Below are 15,322 nucleotides of genomic sequence, written 5' to 3' on the forward strand. Positions count from 1 at the left end.
TTAAATATTATTAAGCAGGATTTGAATGAAACGGTTTCTTAAGGTACAATTAGGAAAGATTCAATCCGTGACCGAGGAGGGTAACTATGCCAATTGTTAATATTGACTTGCGTGAAGGGCAGGACCCTAAACAAATTAAAGCGCTAGTTGCAGATGTTACACAAGCAATCGCTAAGAATGCTGCTGTTCCAGAAGAACGTGTTCATATTATTGTAAATGAGCACGATGAAGAGCATTTTAACTAGTAAATAAACTTTAAAACATTATCAGTGAGGTAATTTTGCCAACCATTGAAATGATTTTAGGAGGGGAATTATGCCAATCGTTAAAATTAACTTGGTTGCTGGACGTACTCAAGAACAGTTACGAGGAATAGTCCGTGATGTGACTAAAGCCGTAGTAAAAGACACGGGTTGTCAGGATTCTGATGTTCACGTGATTTTAAATGAAATGCAACCTGACCACTACAGTGTTGGTGGAATCTTAAAAAGTGACGAAAAATAATAGTTAAAACCTAGGTTATCCTAGGTTTTTAACTGTCTAACAACAGATTTTAATTAATTAAATGGTTAACATCATTTAGTTTTCGCAGTATGGTTGCTACATACTTATTAAAATTAGAACGGAGAATTTTTAATGAGCGATCAACAATATATTATGTCTATTGATGAGGGTACAACCAGTACCCGGGCGATTTTATTTAATAATAAGGGTGAGATTGTCGGTAAATCGCAAAAAGAATTTACCCAGTTCTTTCCACATTCTGGTTGGGTAGAACATGACGCTACTGAAATTTGGAATGCTGTTCAGTCAGTTATTTCAGAAGCGCTAATTGAGTCTGATATCCCACCATATAAAGTCCGCGGAATCGGTATGACTAATCAACGAGAAACCACTGTTATTTGGGATAAAAATACCGGTGAACCGATTTATAATGCCATTGTTTGGCAATCTAAACAAACTAGTGATATTGCAGATAAGTTAAAAGTAGACGGTTATCAGGATCTAATCCACGATAAGACCGGACTAATTATCGATTCTTATTTTTCAGCTACCAAAATTAAATGGATTTTAGATCACGTTGAAGGTGCGCGTGAAAAGGCCCAAAAGGGTGACTTATTATTTGGGACCATCGATACTTGGATCTTATGGAAATTGACTGACGGAAAAGTCCATGCTACTGATTATACCAATGCTAGTCGGACTATGCTTTTTAACATTCACGACTTAAAATGGGACCAAGATATTTTAGATATTTTGGATATTCCTAGCTCAATGCTACCAGAAGTTCATTCGTCTTCAGAAATTTTTGGCTACACTGCTGGCTATACGTTCTCTGGTGTTCAGGTTCCAATTGCTGGAATTGCTGGGGACCAACAAGCCGCTTTATTCGGCCAAATGGCTCTCAAAAAAGGTATGATTAAAAATACCTATGGTACTGGGGCCTTTATCGTTATGAATACTGGTGAAACTCCTACCTTATCCAATCGAGGATTATTAACCACTATTGCTTACGGAATTGACGGCAAAATTAACTACGCTTTGGAAGGTAGTATTTTTGTGGCGGGTTCAGCAATTCAATGGCTTCGTGATGGTATGGAGATGGTAGAGCATTCTTCAGAATCAGAACAAATGGCTATTAACGCTAATGATAGTGGCGGTGTCTATGTGGTTCCAGCCTTTACAGGGCTAGGTGCTCCATACTGGGATCAACAAACTAGAGGGGCTGTTTTTGGTCTCACTCGGGGAACTACTAAAGATCAATTTGTACGAGCTACATTGGAATCACTTGCTTACCAAACTCGTGATGTCATTGACACAATGGTAGCTGAAACTAATATTGACTTGGAAACGTTAGCGGTTGACGGTGGAGCTGCTAATAATAATTACCTTATGCAATTTCAGGCTGATATCTTAAATACTCCAATCGAACGAGCTTCTATTTCTGAAACTACCGCTTTGGGAGCAGCCTTTTTAGCCGGACTAGCAGTTGGCTTCTGGCGGGACATTGAAGAAATCAAGCAAACTATTCATTCTAGAGATGAATTTATTCCTAATATGAACACTGCCACTAGAGACCACCTATACAATGGTTGGCAAAAAGCAATTAATGCTACAATCCAGTTCCACTACGATGATTAACTAAAAAGACCAACACCTAAAAATAGGTGTTGGTCTTTTTAATTTGCAAAGTTATTCTGCTAATTGTAAATCTAACTGATGATTTAAGAACTTAGCAACACCATCTTCTTCGTTGGTGTACTTAGTAATCATATTGGCAGCATTTTTAATGCTAGGAATTGCGTTCTTCATGGCAACTCCTAAACCGGCATAATCAATCATAGTGGTATCATTATGTTCATCGCCAATCGCGATAATGTCAGCTTGAGAAATACCATAGTAATCTGATAGAATTTTAACTCCAGTTGCCTTTTGAATTCCCTTAGCAGCAATTTCCACGATGGAATACTTGCCTCCCCAAGGGGAGATGCTAACTTGATCGCCAAAGTGGGTTTCCACGTATGAAGTCATAGTTACCATCGCTTCGGGTTCAACAGCTACTGTGATACTAATTGGATTGTGATGGTCTTGTAGGTTTTGATGGGTTAATTGTTGCCCGGCCTTTAAAATAGTGGGGAAAAAGCCCATGTCAATGGTTGCTCCTCGATTAGCCATAAATAGATCTCGGCCTTCAATCGCAATTAGCTTAATCCCTAATTCATTATTTTTGCTCAATAATTCTGCCACAATGTCCTTGTCGACATTGTATTCGTATTCTAATGGCCATTGTTCGTGAGGAAGAATCCCCAAATTACCATTAAAATTAATCATTGGTGATTTCAATCCTAATTGGTCGTAAAATTGTTCAGAAATTCGGTTTGGTCTACCAGTCACAATACTAACTACGTGTCCGGCAGCAACAGCCGTTTTTAGAGTTTTAATTGTTAGTTCACTTAATTGGGAGTTGTTATTTAACGTTGTACCGTCTAAATCCAGCGCAATTAATTTCTTATTAATGATAATCACCTCAATATTGTCCCATATCATGTTATAATATCTAAATGTGTGTCGATAGTCAATTGAAAAACTTGCAGGAGGTCCTTTATGCAGTTACCAGCGGACTTTATTTTAAAATACCAACAATTATTTAAGGAACCGGAAGCTAGCCAGTTTTTAGCTAGTTTTGAAACGGAACCCCTCCACGGATTTCGAATCAATCCTTTAAAACAAGCTACCCCAGTTCAAGAAGATTTGAGTAATCCCATTGCTTATAGTGATTGGGGTTATTACGGCCGGGTTAGCGGCAAGACTAGCGATCATCAAAGTGGGGCGGTATATAGCCAAGAACCTAGCGCAATGTATGTAGGGGAAGTAGCAAGTCCTCAACCCGGAGAAAAAGTTTTAGATTTATGTGCTGCGCCTGGTGGTAAAACTACCCACTTAGGCAGCTTCTTAAATAACACCGGTTTTTTGTTAGCTAACGAAATCGACGCTTCTCGTTCTCAGGTTTTAACTGAAAATGTAGAAAGGTTCGGTATGACTAATACGATCGTTACTAATACTGACACGCCAACACTTGCCAAACATTTACCGGAATTTTTTGACAGATTATTAGTAGATGCTCCTTGTTCGGGAGAAGGTATGTTTCGAAAAGATCCGAACGCTACTACCTACTGGTCATTAGATTATCCTAAAGAATGCGCTATGCGACAAAAAGAAATTCTAACGGATGCTGTCAAAGTATTACGTCCCGGTGGAGAGTTAATTTATTCTACTTGTACGTTTGCTCCAGAAGAAGATGAACAAATTGTTGCCTGGCTAGTTAAAGAGTATGGTTTTGAAATTCTACCAGTGAAAAAATACCCCCAAATGAGTTCTGGGAAACCCGAATGGGCAGATGGAAACCCTGATTTAACTAATTGCGTTCGCCTATTTCCTCATCTTTTTCCAGGGGAAGGCCATTTCATCGCTAAGTTAAGAAAACCAGGTAGTGATTCTCAAGTTAATCAAAAACCCGCTAAAAATATTAATCCTGCCGTGAAGGAATTAAATAAAGAGCAAGCTCAACTTTGGCAACAATTTGCTAAAACTCATTTAAACACCCCAGTGACTGGAAAATTAGTGGTTTTTAAAGATCAACTGTATAGTATTCCTGAACAAACACCAAACTTAACCGGAATTAAAATCAGTCGGTTAGGTCTTTGGCTAGGAACTTTTAAGAAAAATAGATTTGAACCTAGTTATACGTGGGCACTTGCTTTACACCCAACTGATTGGCAAAAAGTTCTAACTATCACTGCCGATGAATGGCAAAAATATGTGGCTGGAGAAACGTTTATGTGTGATGCTAGTTTAGCAAAAGACTGGTATCTGTTAGTCCATGACCAACAACCAATTGGTTTTGGAAAAGTGGTCAACGGCACGGTGAAAAATTTCTTTCCTAAGCGATTTAGATTTAATCTTTAATATTAAAATAAAAAGACCTAATTAATTCTGACTGGAATTAATTAGGTCTTTTTATTTTAGGTTGCGCTGTTGGCGATAGTTTTGAATTTTTTCATTAAAGATAAGAGGAGTCTTTCGCAAATCAGCTAGAGTAGGCGTATTTAACATGGCCATAATACTTTTAACTCCGTACTGCCATTCTTTAATATTAGTGATAATTTCCTCATCGGAAAAGTGAAATAATTGATTCAAAAAGTAACCAGCCACTCCCACGGCTGAACTTCCAAGCGCTAGCGCCTTAGCAACTTGACTAGGATCTTGAACCCCACCTGAAGCAATAATGGATAATTGCTGTTGGACTGGTTGACTTTCTAATAAAGATTCTACAGTAGATAAGCCCCAATCAGTAAGGTATACCATATCCTTATTAGGGCGTCTAAAGTTTTCGATTTGAGCAAAATTGGTGCCACCGTGTCCACTGATATTGACATTTTGAACGCCTAATTCCTTTAATTCATTGAGAGTTTCTAGGCTCATCCCAAATCCAACAGCTTTAACGATTACAGGAACTGTAACGGTGGCTAAAATGTCTTGAATGTTGTCCCGAAAATTAAATTGCCGGTTTCCTTCGGGCATGATTAACTCCTGTGCTACATTAACATGCACTTCTAGTAAATCAGCATTAATCATTTCTATAACTCGTTGAGCCTCTTCACCCGAATGATCTGCTCCGATATTAGCAATTATTACACCGGTAGGATTTTGTTGCCGCACTACTTGAAAACTAGCAGCTAACTCAGGTTGTTTTAACGCTACACTTTGAGATCCCACCGCCATTGCCAGTCCAGTCTCTCTGGCGATAATAGCTAATCGTTTATTTAAACGGCCGGTTTGTTCACTTCCGCCCGTCATTGCTTCGATATAGAAAGGGTGGTTTAAAGTAACGCCCGCAATTTGAGTACGATAGTCTACATCGTTAATCGCTGTTCGTGCTAGTTGTTGAGGTACAAATCGAACGCCATCAAAATCGGAAGTAGGTTTGGAAGAATTAAAAAAATGCTGGGCAATAGAGACGTGTTCATCTTTTCGGTGTTCGTGTTGTGAAGTCATTGTCATTCTCCTAATCTAAATCAGTTACCATATGAACCGCGAGGGGGAGGATTTGAACACCGTTAGCTTGTAATTCGGCAATTAACTGAGTGTCAGATACCGTTTTATCGGTAATCATGATGCCACAATCACCACCGCCAGCCCCAGAAGTTTTGGCTGCTGCCTGATGCCGTTCAGCAATCTCACACATTTTAGTTAATAGTGGAGTTTCAATGTCCACTTGAGTTAAACGGGATAATTTTTGTAATAATTGCCGATTATGGGTAATCCCTAACTTAATCTTTTCAAGATTATTTAATTCAAATCCACTAATAATATCATTTAAGCACTTAGAACTAGCTTGTAAAAACTTATGATAACCAGTTAACTGTTGGCCTTTTTTAAAGGCGACTTTATCCACTAGTCTAGACGTAGAAGCAGGTGATCCCGTCCAGCCAATAAGCAGTTTTAAGTCGGTTGGCGGGGTTAGCGGCCGAATATCTAACTCTGGCCAAGGAATATCAATCAAGTTGGTCAAATCTTCTTCGTAACGAGCACTTTTAAGCCACTCTCGATCAAATGACCGATAAGCAATCCAACCACCGTAGACACTAGCAGCAATGTCTCCTAGAGAGCCATTTCCCTGAACGTCTAAATGAGCGATTGCAGCTAACTTGAAGAGGCGGTCTTTAGTTAAAGGTAATTCATAAAACTGACATAGAGCATTAATAGTAGCGACAGTGACAGCAGCTGAAGACCCCAGTCCGTATTTTTTACCATCTGGACTGTCTAATTCACTGTTGACTTTGAGGTGATATGTTTCCATATTACACCCCAATGATTGGGCATACTCTTCCGTTAACCGAATTGCTGATAGGATATAGTTAAAAGTATTGTCACGGTTATCCAAAACGATTTCACCGCCACGGCGCTGCCATTGAATCGAACTGTCTTGGTATTGTTTAGAAACAATACTTCCGTATTTCTCACTTTTTTCAATGGTTACATTTACAAATTGATCAAGCGCAACGATTATTGCAGGATTACCAGTTTCAACAACCGCATATTCTCCAGCAATATATAATTTTCCTGGTGCTTTAGCTGAAATCAAACAATCATTTCCTTTCACTTTTCAAGATATTCAATGCCAGAACCAGGAGTTGTATAAATAACGTTTTCCGATCCTAAAAGCTGATTAAAGTGGGTCATAATTTTGCTAGCATTTTCCTTTTGACAAAGGACCTTTACATTGGGTCCTGCATCAATTGTGGCATAGCATTCAATTCCCATTTTTCTTAGTTGCCGAATTTCGTTTATCATTTCAATTGTTTGACCCGTAAAATAAATAAATCCAGGATCAGCACTGAGAGTTAACGCATGCATTCTTAAGGCATTAGTTTCACTAATGTGTCCTACAGTAGTGAAATCATGTTGGTCAATTGCCTGCTTAATTTGCTCAATATCACTATTAGCTAATTTAATCCACTCAGAGTAAAAAGGAGAGGTAGTAACAGATAATTGCATACCTTGGCGACTAGAGACTTTTTTGCGTGATTTTTGTAAGGTTAATGCTATTACTCCGATATCCCAGTCAGCAGCAGAAGCATACTGTTCAGCGTAGGAAGTTTCATCGTCATTACCAGTATGCCATTGGACAAACCCAGCAAAGATTGAACGACTAGCAGATCCGGATCCTCGCCGAGCTAATCGAGATAATTCAGTAAGATCTAGTTTTAAGTCTGCCGCTCTACTAGCGGCTGCAGCTAAAGCAGCAAACGCTGAAGCTGACGAAGCAAATCCAGCAGCAGTGGGGACGTGATTAACCGAATTGACATTAAAAAAACGATCCGGAGTCTGTGCTTTTTGGCGCACAATATCTAAGAAATCAACTACCCGTTGGTAATCAGATCCTTGAGCCACTTCATTATCTATTAGGACAGCATCGGCAGTTAGCGTAGGATCAAAAGTAACGGTGGTATCCGTATAAAATTGATCCAAAGTTAGTGATAGGCTATCATTTTGAGGAATAATCAAGTTTTCGTTTTGTTTACCCCAGTATTTAACCAGTGCGATGTTAGTATGAGCTCTGGCAATAACGGGGCGATTTTTATTCATCATCTATTAATCCTGCTTTTCAAATTGATTTAAAGGTTGTATCCAAGTAGCAGATGCTCCCACTAGAAGTAGGTCATCAGCTACTTTTTGAGCTATTCTAGAATTAGGAGCGATGGCTATTAGGCAACCGCCTAATCCGCTACCAGTTAACTTAGCTCCTAAGGCTCCTGATTTGAGAGCCTGTGCCTGCATTAAGTCTAGCTGAGCGGTACTAACATGTAGCTGACGCAACAACTCATGATTTTGATTCATTAATGAACCAAGTGATACCACATCATTTGCTTTTAAGGCAGCCGGAACCTGTTGAGCGACACTTCCCATTTCAGCAATAATATCCTTGGTTTCAGGATTCATTATTAGTTGCTCTTTTACCTGATTAACAGCGACACTCGTTTTTCCCTTAACACCACTATCGGCTATTACCATTGTGGCTTTAGGAAGGTTAATCGGCAATTGGGTGTTTTCTTGATTTTTGACGTACCAGATTGGCCATTGGGCACTAGCAGTAGCCGCATCTAGTCCACTGGGATTACCGTGAGTAACTTGTTCAGAAACGTCAGCAATCTTTAGTAGGTCTGATCTGGTAAGATGTCTTTCAGCTAAGTCAAAAAAAGCCCTAGTGATCGCAACAGCAGTGGCCGCTGATGAGCCCATGCCTCGTTCAGCTGGGATAGCACTATCAATAGACAACCGAAATGTAGTTGAGGGTAGCTGGAGATTATTTGCTACGTATTCTGATAGCCGTTTAATGCCATTCATTTCAGCAGGAATTTGTTGCCAATCTCCATCATAGTAACGACTAAAGATTTGACTGCTACTTTCAGAACTAGTTTCGATTTGGGCAGTTACTTCGACAGCAGGTAATGGTAGTGCAATAGCTGGTTGTCCGTAAACTACACTATGTTCACCAAACCAAATAATTTTTGCGGAGCTTGCTCCGAATCCAATTTTTTTCACAATAATCGCTCACTTTCAAACATTCCAATTTTAACATACCGTTTAATAAAGACCTACAATGGGTAAGTAACTTTAAAGATTTATAAAATAATGCGCTTTTAACAATATCCACAACAAAACTATTGAATTTCTTGTAAAATGGATAGTAATAGTTTGCAGATAGCGTGGTGAAAAAATGAATTCTCAAACCGTCTTTGCAGTTGTAGACCTAGAAACAACTGGAACTGATTTACATGCAGAAAATCGAATCATTCAATTCAGCTGTAGTTTGGTGCAAAATCAACAAATCATCAAAACTTTTTCTACGGATATTAATCCTGAAAGGTCCATTGGCTATCGAATCACTCAGTTGACTGGTATCAGTGCTGAGAGGGTGGCATCGGCGCCTACATTTGATCAAGTTGCTGCTCAGATTTTTCAATTATTAAACGATACGGTCTTTGTGGCTCATAATGTAAACTTTGACTTTCCGTTTTTGAATATGGAACTTCAAAGAGCGGGGTATCCGGAATTAGATAATTTAGCAGTGGATACCGTAACAATGAGTCAAATCTTATTGCCTACGTTAACCAGTTATCGTCTCCAGGACTTAAGTGCTTACTTTAACATTCATCACTTGCAGCCTCACTCAGCTGATAGTGATGCAACGGCAACCGCTAGATTATTAACAGTGTTAATTAATCAATTACATCAATTGCCAACCGTAACTCTTAGTCAAATAGTGAATTTAAATCCAGATTTGCCCTGGGAAACAATGACTGTCTTTAAGGATGAACTAGATAACCGAACTGAAGATGATTCCCGACTGGCAGACCATCTTATTTTACATCATGGAATTGTGCTTAGAAAACGAGAAAAAGTTTTAAAAAGTCAAATTCCTGAAGATGCAAAGTACCCCAAAACCACGGCCGCTAAAACTAAATTATTAGTCAATTTAGATGTTCGCCCTGAGCAAAATAAGATGATGAACTTAATTTATAATAACTACGCTGCAACAAAGGTTCATCCAGCCCAAAATTTGGTTATTGAGGCTCCTACCGGAATTGGAAAAAGTCTCGGCTATACGTTGCCGCTTAGCTACCTATCACGTCCTCATAAACAGGTTATTATTAGTACTTCCACTACTTATTTACAAGAGCAATTAAAAGAACAAGCTTTACCGCTATTAAACGATATTTTGCCATTCCCAGTCATCGCTGCTGTTTTAAAGGGAAATAAGCACTATATTGACTTAACTAAGTTTATGGAACAACTAGCGATATATGATAATTCTGCTCAAACTAAATTTGTTAAAAGTCAAATTCTAGTTTGGTTGACCGAAACCCAAACTGGAGATTTAGATGAATTACACCTCAATGCAGAGCAAGTTCCATTTTTGAATAGCATTAAACACGACGGCGTTAAATGGTTGGACAAACAAAGTGCTTTTTACAGCGACGATTTTCTACGCTACGCATTAGCTCAGGCCAAACGAGCAGATTTTGTAATTATTAATCACGACTATCTACTAAATAACACGGCTAAATTCGCTGAATTACCAGAAAAGCCATACTTAGTTATAGATGAGGCTCAAGATTTTGCTGATCGGGCAGCTAGAATTAGCCAAAAGCATATTCGTTTATTTGATGGCATTGCCACTTATAATAAAATTATCGCTATGTGGCAAAATAATCACGATAGTCAAATTAAAGAATTAGTTGGTTCAGATCTGTCTGTTCAATCAGTGGTGGTTGATATTTTAAACCGACTAGATGGCGTTAAGCTGTCCCTTAATCAACTTATTGACCAAACCTTTAACAGGTTTGTTGCGCATCGCAGGCTCCATAGTAGAGAAGAGAACTTTGAGTGGCTGATCCCTAATAACCTATTACAAAATTTCTTAGGGGAGCAGCTAGTCTTAATAAGTCAATTAGCAGAAGCAACTAATAAATTACCTAAAATGTTGGAACGCCTTAAAAAACGGCTAAACCAAGTATTAAATACTGCTAATCCGACAGATGCAGTTAAGTTAACCAAGTTCGTAGATCTAATCCAACAACTAGTAACTTACTTAACTGACTTAATGGATGCCTTAAACATTAATGCGACTACCTTAAACGAACGGGTATACTGGATTTCTGTTAATTCAGCCAAAGACCCGTTAACTATTCGGTTAAGTTTTGGAATCTCTCCAGACGTCCAATTTTTGGCTAATAATGTTTATCCATTTTTTGAACCGGTGACTTTCACTGGAGCAACGTTATTGCCTTCTAAGAAATCCCAGTATACTTTTAACTCATTACAAATTAAGCCAGAAGAAACTAAAGTAAGACGAATGAAGAGTGAATACTCCGCAGCTAGCAAAGCCAAAATCTTTTTAGTTGATGATTTTGCTACTGGTAAGGTAGATAGTCCAGAGTTTAGTGAGTTTTTAGCCCATAGCATTATGGAAATTTTCCAGAAATCACAACGACAGACCTTAGTTTTATTTAACTCGCTTGCTATGATAAGAAGTGTTTATCAAATTATGCACCAAGAGGGATTTACCGCTAATAATTTAGTATTAGCTCAAGGAGTTCACGGAACTGCTACTAGGGTTAGCCGTCGATTCATTCATAATGAACCAGCTCTGTTACTAGGAGCTAATACATTTTGGCAAGGGGTTGATTTCCCGGGACATTTGTTAGAAAATTTAGTGATTGCTCAACTACCATTTGATTCTCCAGAAGATCCATATAACCATGCCCGTTACAGTATTGCCAAACGACAGGGACATAATCCGTTTTATAGTATTACTATTCCTCGTACAACTTTGAAATTACGACAGGGAATTGGTCGACTGTTACGGACTCCTAACGATTTTGGAACAATCTACGTATTAGATCCCAGATTATTAACTAGGCATTATGGGGAAACTATTATTGCTAACTTAAGAACCGACATTCCAATTCAACGAATAAATCTAGCTCAAGCGGTAAATCAAATGGAACAATTTTTTGCTAAACAACCTATTAATCGAAAGGACTAACTATGCAACGTCAACGACAAACCAGAATTAAACGGGGCAGTAGAGTGCCATTAATAATTACCGTCATCATCTTAATTATTGTTTTTGCATCTGTAGTAGTTCTAACAACCGCTACTAAGCCAATGAGAACGGCCAAGGCTCAAACGGTTGCTATTGCCAAAAAATATGGTAAGGTAACTAAAACTACTAGCTTTTACTCTTCCAATCTTGGAAAAACTTATTATAGTGTGGCTGGAACTACTGGTAAAGGGAAAAAAGTTTACGTTATAGTAGCTAAAAAAGGTGGCCACGTAACCGTTATAAATCAATCAGATGGGGTTTCTGAATCTCAAGTTATTCAAAAAGTAAATCAAACTAGAAAACCCAAACGGATTTTAAACGTAAGTTTAACTTTAACTAAAGCCAAACCATATTGGTCAGTTAGTTATTTAAATCAAAAAGGCAACATGTGCTATGCTATTTATCGATTCGATAATGGCAAATTATATAAATTAATAACCAACGTATAGTTAAAACGGGGCTAGATAATTAGATTTAGCTCCGTTTTGATTTTAGAAGGGATGATTAGATGGATGCATTAGCTCAACAACTAGTTAGTGCTGGCAGTACTAGTATTTCTAACGTAGTATTACAAAATTTTAGACAACTAGGGATGACAACTGATGAGCTAGTATTATACTTACTAGTCAAACAAAACAATTCAACTAAAGTATTAATGCCTGATACTAAAAAATTAGCTGAGCAAATGGGGTTATCTGAGAAACAAATATTTGGATTGTTTCATCAACTAATTGCTAAAAAATTAATGGCGATTACTTCTCAAGCCATTAACGGTAAGCAAGTTGACGGATATGATTTTACGCCCCTGTATACTAAATTAGACATGCTAATTGGTAACCAAGAAACTCAATCTAACCCACCTCAACCAGTAAAGAATAAGAATGTTTCAGTAGCTAGATTAACCCGGCAATCATTATTTAGTAGTCTAGAAAAGGAATTCGGGCGGACTCTTTCTCCAATCGAAATGGAGACGGTTAGTCAATGGCTAGACCTAGATCATTATTCGCCTGAACTAATTAATTTAGCGTTGAAAGAAGCGGTGTTAAACCAAGTTTATAACCTTAAGTATATGGATCGTATCTTAATGAACTGGGAAAAAAAGAATCTTAAAACTGCAGCTCAGGTAGAAAATGCTAAAAAAAATAGTACCCGTTCTAGTAAAGAAAACGGGTTAAACAACTATAATGGCCCGGATATTCCGTTAATTAATCTAACAGATCAATAAAAAATACACCCTCGAAAGAATAATAACTTTCGAGGGTGTATTTTTTATTTAATCATTGTTATCTGTATTATCGGTATCAGTAGTAGTGGTTGTAGTGGTGTTTGAATCTGTTTGATTATCATCATCACTAGTAGAACTGTCACTAGTAGCAGAATCAGAACTTGATGTAGTATCAGTACTGGAGTCTGTAGTAGCGTTGTCATCAGTATCATCGTCACCACCGTTACTTCCCGACCCAGAAGGGACTTGAGTTTGATTTGAAGATGAAGTGGAACCGCCATAATTATTATTTGAGCTATTACTTGTGGTTCCACTAGTAGTAGGCTCTGTCACTTGAGAATTAGCACTACTACTAGTAGTGGCAGCTGTAGTAACACTAGAATCAGCTGTTACACCTGTTTGACTAGAACTGTCATCCGTACTAGTTCCTGGGTAACCAGCAACATAGTACTCAGTTTTACCGTTCTTTTCGGTCTGAACTACATCGCTAGGTTGTTGCCAATCGATATTTGATTTATTAGCGGAGGCAGCTGCCATGACTTCTCTATAGTACTCTTGAGAAAGTTTGCTTTGTTCTTGAGTGATATAGTGACCAGTCTTAAATTGACGATCATATCCAGTCCAAATTGAAAGGGCGTAGTGACGAGTATATCCAGTGAACCAAGCATCCATAGAGGAGCCTTCTGGAACTTTGTTAAGGTAATCAGAAGGATATTGGGTAGTCCCGGTTTTACCAGCTTCATAAAGCCCACTAATCTTAGCAGCAGTTCCAGAACCATCGCTAGAGTCCATAACTCCCTTTAACATGTTAGTAATCATAAAGGCAGTGGATTCAGACATTGCTCGTTTACCTTTGCTCTTATAATTAGTTGTTTTACCATTTGACTGAACAACTTTTTTGATTAGGTATGGTTCATAATATGTCCCACCATTAGCAAATGCCGCGTAAGCAGCTGCTTCTTGCTTTGAAGAGACATAAAGACCAATCCCGTTTTGTAATTCTAGAGGCTTATCGAACTTCATGCCTAAATTAGCAAGGAAGCCCTGGGCTCGATCGACACCTACATTTTCCAACGTCCTAATGGCAGGAATATTTCTAGATTCAACCAATGCCTTGCGCATGGTAATGGTACCTTGATATTTATTATCAAAATCCATTAAAGATTTATCAGTACCGGGATACGTATATGGAGTATCCTTAACCGGTTGGTAAGTAGGGTACTTAAGGTACTCAATTGCTGGACCAAAGTCCATTAATGGTTTAGCAGTGGAACCACTAGAACGGTCAGTTTGAACTGCTCGGTTCAATCCAAATGAAACCTTGGTTTTTCGGTTTCCTTGCATAGCTACTACTTTACCATTATTAACGTTCACCATTGTGGCACCCAATTGGAAATTTTTACTTGGATAGGCAATGGTAGTGCTGCTATTAGCGGTTTTATACATGCTCTTTTGAGCTTTCATATTTAAATTAGTATAAACCTTTAACCCGCTATTAACTTTATATCCCTTTTTTTCTAATTCAGAAATAGCATCTTGCAGGTAAGCATCGATATATTTAGCAGTCTTCAAACTAGTATTAGTTTTAGTGTGGGTTTTAGCCAAACCGGATTGAACGTTTTGAGCTTCTGCCTGTGTTGCCTGATCAGAGGTAATAACCTTGTTCTTGACCATCGCTTGTAAAACGTCATTTCGCCGTTTGGTAGCATAGCTAGGATACTTATAAGGATTATAGTTGGTTGGTGATTGTGGCATTCCGGCAAGCATAGCCAATTGAGCTAAACTCAATTTTGATAATGGTTTGTTATAGTAATATTCTGCTGCCGTTTGCATCCCGTAAACGCCATTGCCCATATAGACTTTATTAATGTAAAATTCCAAAATTTGGCTCTTGGAATACTTATTTTCTACTTGAATAGCAAGCCAGGCTTCTTGAGCTTTCCGTTTAAAGGTTTGATCACTAGCTGCTGTGGAGAACACTGATAACTTCACTAATTGTTGAGTTAAAGTACTCCCACCTTGAAGTCCAAGCGAAGAACCAGTAACGTTAGCAGTAGCAGCTCCCATGATTCTAATAGGATCAACCCCATGGTGCTTGTAAAAGCGTCTATCTTCAATAGAAACTACTGCGTTCTTTAAATTCGTAGGAATATCTGCTGATTTGACATAATCTCTATTTTGAGCTCCCATTCTAGAAATCAGCTTACCCTTGGAATCGTAAAATTTAGTAGAATTATCACTAGATAATGAATTATATGTTAGTTTCGGGGCACTTTGTGCGTAATAAATGAACAATCCCAATCCAGAAGCACCAGCCAAAACAATCAATCCTAATATAATTAATAAAGCTGTTTTGAGCTTGCTACGTTTCTTTATCTGAGAATGACGAGGTTTTTTCCCCGGATTTGTCTTTCGTGGCATTT

At 38.3% G+C, this 15,322-nt stretch carries 13 protein-coding genes; 7 read left to right on the plus strand and 6 right to left on the minus strand.

Annotated features, from left to right (window positions below; all coding sequences use genetic code 11):
* The first annotated feature begins 86 nt into the window (after positions 1-86).
* The 3 genes from FC56_RS05480 to glpK all read left to right on the plus strand — a co-directional run bounded on the left by FC56_RS05480 (position 87) and on the right by glpK (position 2,142).
* The gene (locus FC56_RS05480; protein WP_054669660.1) at positions 87-245 is read left to right on the plus strand and encodes a 2-hydroxymuconate tautomerase; all 159 of its coding nucleotides are present in this window, start codon (positions 87-89) and stop codon (positions 243-245) included.
* A 70-nt stretch (positions 246-315) separates the two neighbouring features.
* On the plus strand, positions 316-504 hold the full coding sequence (locus FC56_RS05485; protein ID WP_054669664.1) for a 2-hydroxymuconate tautomerase: 189 nt from the start codon (positions 316-318) through the stop codon (positions 502-504).
* 132 nt (positions 505-636) lie between these two features.
* Positions 637-2,142: a glycerol kinase GlpK gene (glpK, locus tag FC56_RS05490; RefSeq protein WP_056978326.1), complete on the plus strand. Its 1,506-nt coding sequence runs from the start codon at positions 637-639 to the stop codon at positions 2,140-2,142.
* A 51-nt stretch (positions 2,143-2,193) separates the two neighbouring features.
* On the opposite strand, the gene FC56_RS05495 is transcribed toward glpK, so the two are convergent.
* Positions 2,194-3,027: a Cof-type HAD-IIB family hydrolase gene (locus FC56_RS05495; RefSeq protein WP_056978327.1), complete on the minus strand. Its 834-nt coding sequence runs from the start codon at positions 3,025-3,027 to the stop codon at positions 2,194-2,196.
* Positions 3,028-3,105: 78 nt separating this feature from the next.
* Here FC56_RS05495 and FC56_RS05500 point away from each other — a divergent pair, with 78 nt between their 5' ends.
* Positions 3,106-4,467: an RsmB/NOP family class I SAM-dependent RNA methyltransferase gene (locus FC56_RS05500; protein ID WP_056978328.1), complete on the plus strand. Its 1,362-nt coding sequence runs from the start codon at positions 3,106-3,108 to the stop codon at positions 4,465-4,467.
* A 51-nt stretch (positions 4,468-4,518) separates the two neighbouring features.
* Here FC56_RS05500 and fni read toward each other — a convergent pair whose 3' ends face one another.
* The 4 genes from fni to mvk are packed head-to-tail and all read right to left on the minus strand — an operon-like array spanning position 4,519 to position 8,607.
* Positions 4,519-5,556, minus strand: a complete 1,038-nt coding sequence (fni, locus tag FC56_RS05505; protein ID WP_056978329.1) for a type 2 isopentenyl-diphosphate Delta-isomerase — start codon at positions 5,554-5,556, stop codon at positions 4,519-4,521.
* A gap of 10 nt (positions 5,557-5,566) precedes the next feature.
* A complete protein-coding gene (locus tag FC56_RS05510; protein WP_056978330.1) occupies positions 5,567-6,646 on the minus strand; it encodes a phosphomevalonate kinase in 1,080 nt (359 codons plus the stop codon).
* Positions 6,647-6,660: 14 nt separating this feature from the next.
* A complete protein-coding gene (gene mvaD / locus FC56_RS05515) occupies positions 6,661-7,653 on the minus strand; it encodes a diphosphomevalonate decarboxylase (RefSeq protein WP_056978331.1) in 993 nt (330 codons plus the stop codon).
* Between the two features lie 3 nt (positions 7,654-7,656).
* The gene (gene mvk / locus FC56_RS05520; RefSeq protein ID WP_054669676.1) at positions 7,657-8,607 is read right to left on the minus strand and encodes a mevalonate kinase; all 951 of its coding nucleotides are present in this window, start codon (positions 8,605-8,607) and stop codon (positions 7,657-7,659) included.
* Between the two features lie 175 nt (positions 8,608-8,782).
* Between mvk and FC56_RS05525 the strand changes: the two genes are divergently transcribed.
* From FC56_RS05525 to FC56_RS05535, 3 genes are read left to right on the plus strand one after another with little or no spacing between them, the layout of a single operon-like run.
* On the plus strand, positions 8,783-11,614 hold the full coding sequence (locus FC56_RS05525; RefSeq protein WP_056978332.1) for a helicase C-terminal domain-containing protein: 2,832 nt from the start codon (positions 8,783-8,785) through the stop codon (positions 11,612-11,614).
* Positions 11,615-11,616: 2 nt separating this feature from the next.
* A complete protein-coding gene (locus FC56_RS05530; RefSeq protein ID WP_056978333.1) occupies positions 11,617-12,123 on the plus strand; it encodes a cell wall elongation regulator TseB-like domain-containing protein in 507 nt (168 codons plus the stop codon).
* Positions 12,124-12,182: 59 nt separating this feature from the next.
* Positions 12,183-12,899, plus strand: coding sequence for a DnaD domain-containing protein (locus FC56_RS05535; RefSeq protein ID WP_056978334.1), 717 nt, complete (start codon positions 12,183-12,185; stop codon positions 12,897-12,899).
* A gap of 48 nt (positions 12,900-12,947) precedes the next feature.
* On the opposite strand, the gene FC56_RS05540 is transcribed toward FC56_RS05535, so the two are convergent.
* Positions 12,948-15,320 carry a PBP1A family penicillin-binding protein gene (locus tag FC56_RS05540; protein ID WP_056978335.1) on the minus strand — a complete coding sequence of 791 codons (2,373 nt, stop codon included), beginning with the start codon at positions 15,318-15,320 and terminating at the stop codon, positions 12,948-12,950.
* Between the last annotated feature and the right edge of the window lie 2 nt (positions 15,321-15,322).

The sequence above is a fragment of the Lentilactobacillus senioris DSM 24302 = JCM 17472 genome, from assembly GCF_001436555.1.
Lineage (GTDB): Bacteria > Bacillota > Bacilli > Lactobacillales > Lactobacillaceae > Lentilactobacillus > Lentilactobacillus senioris.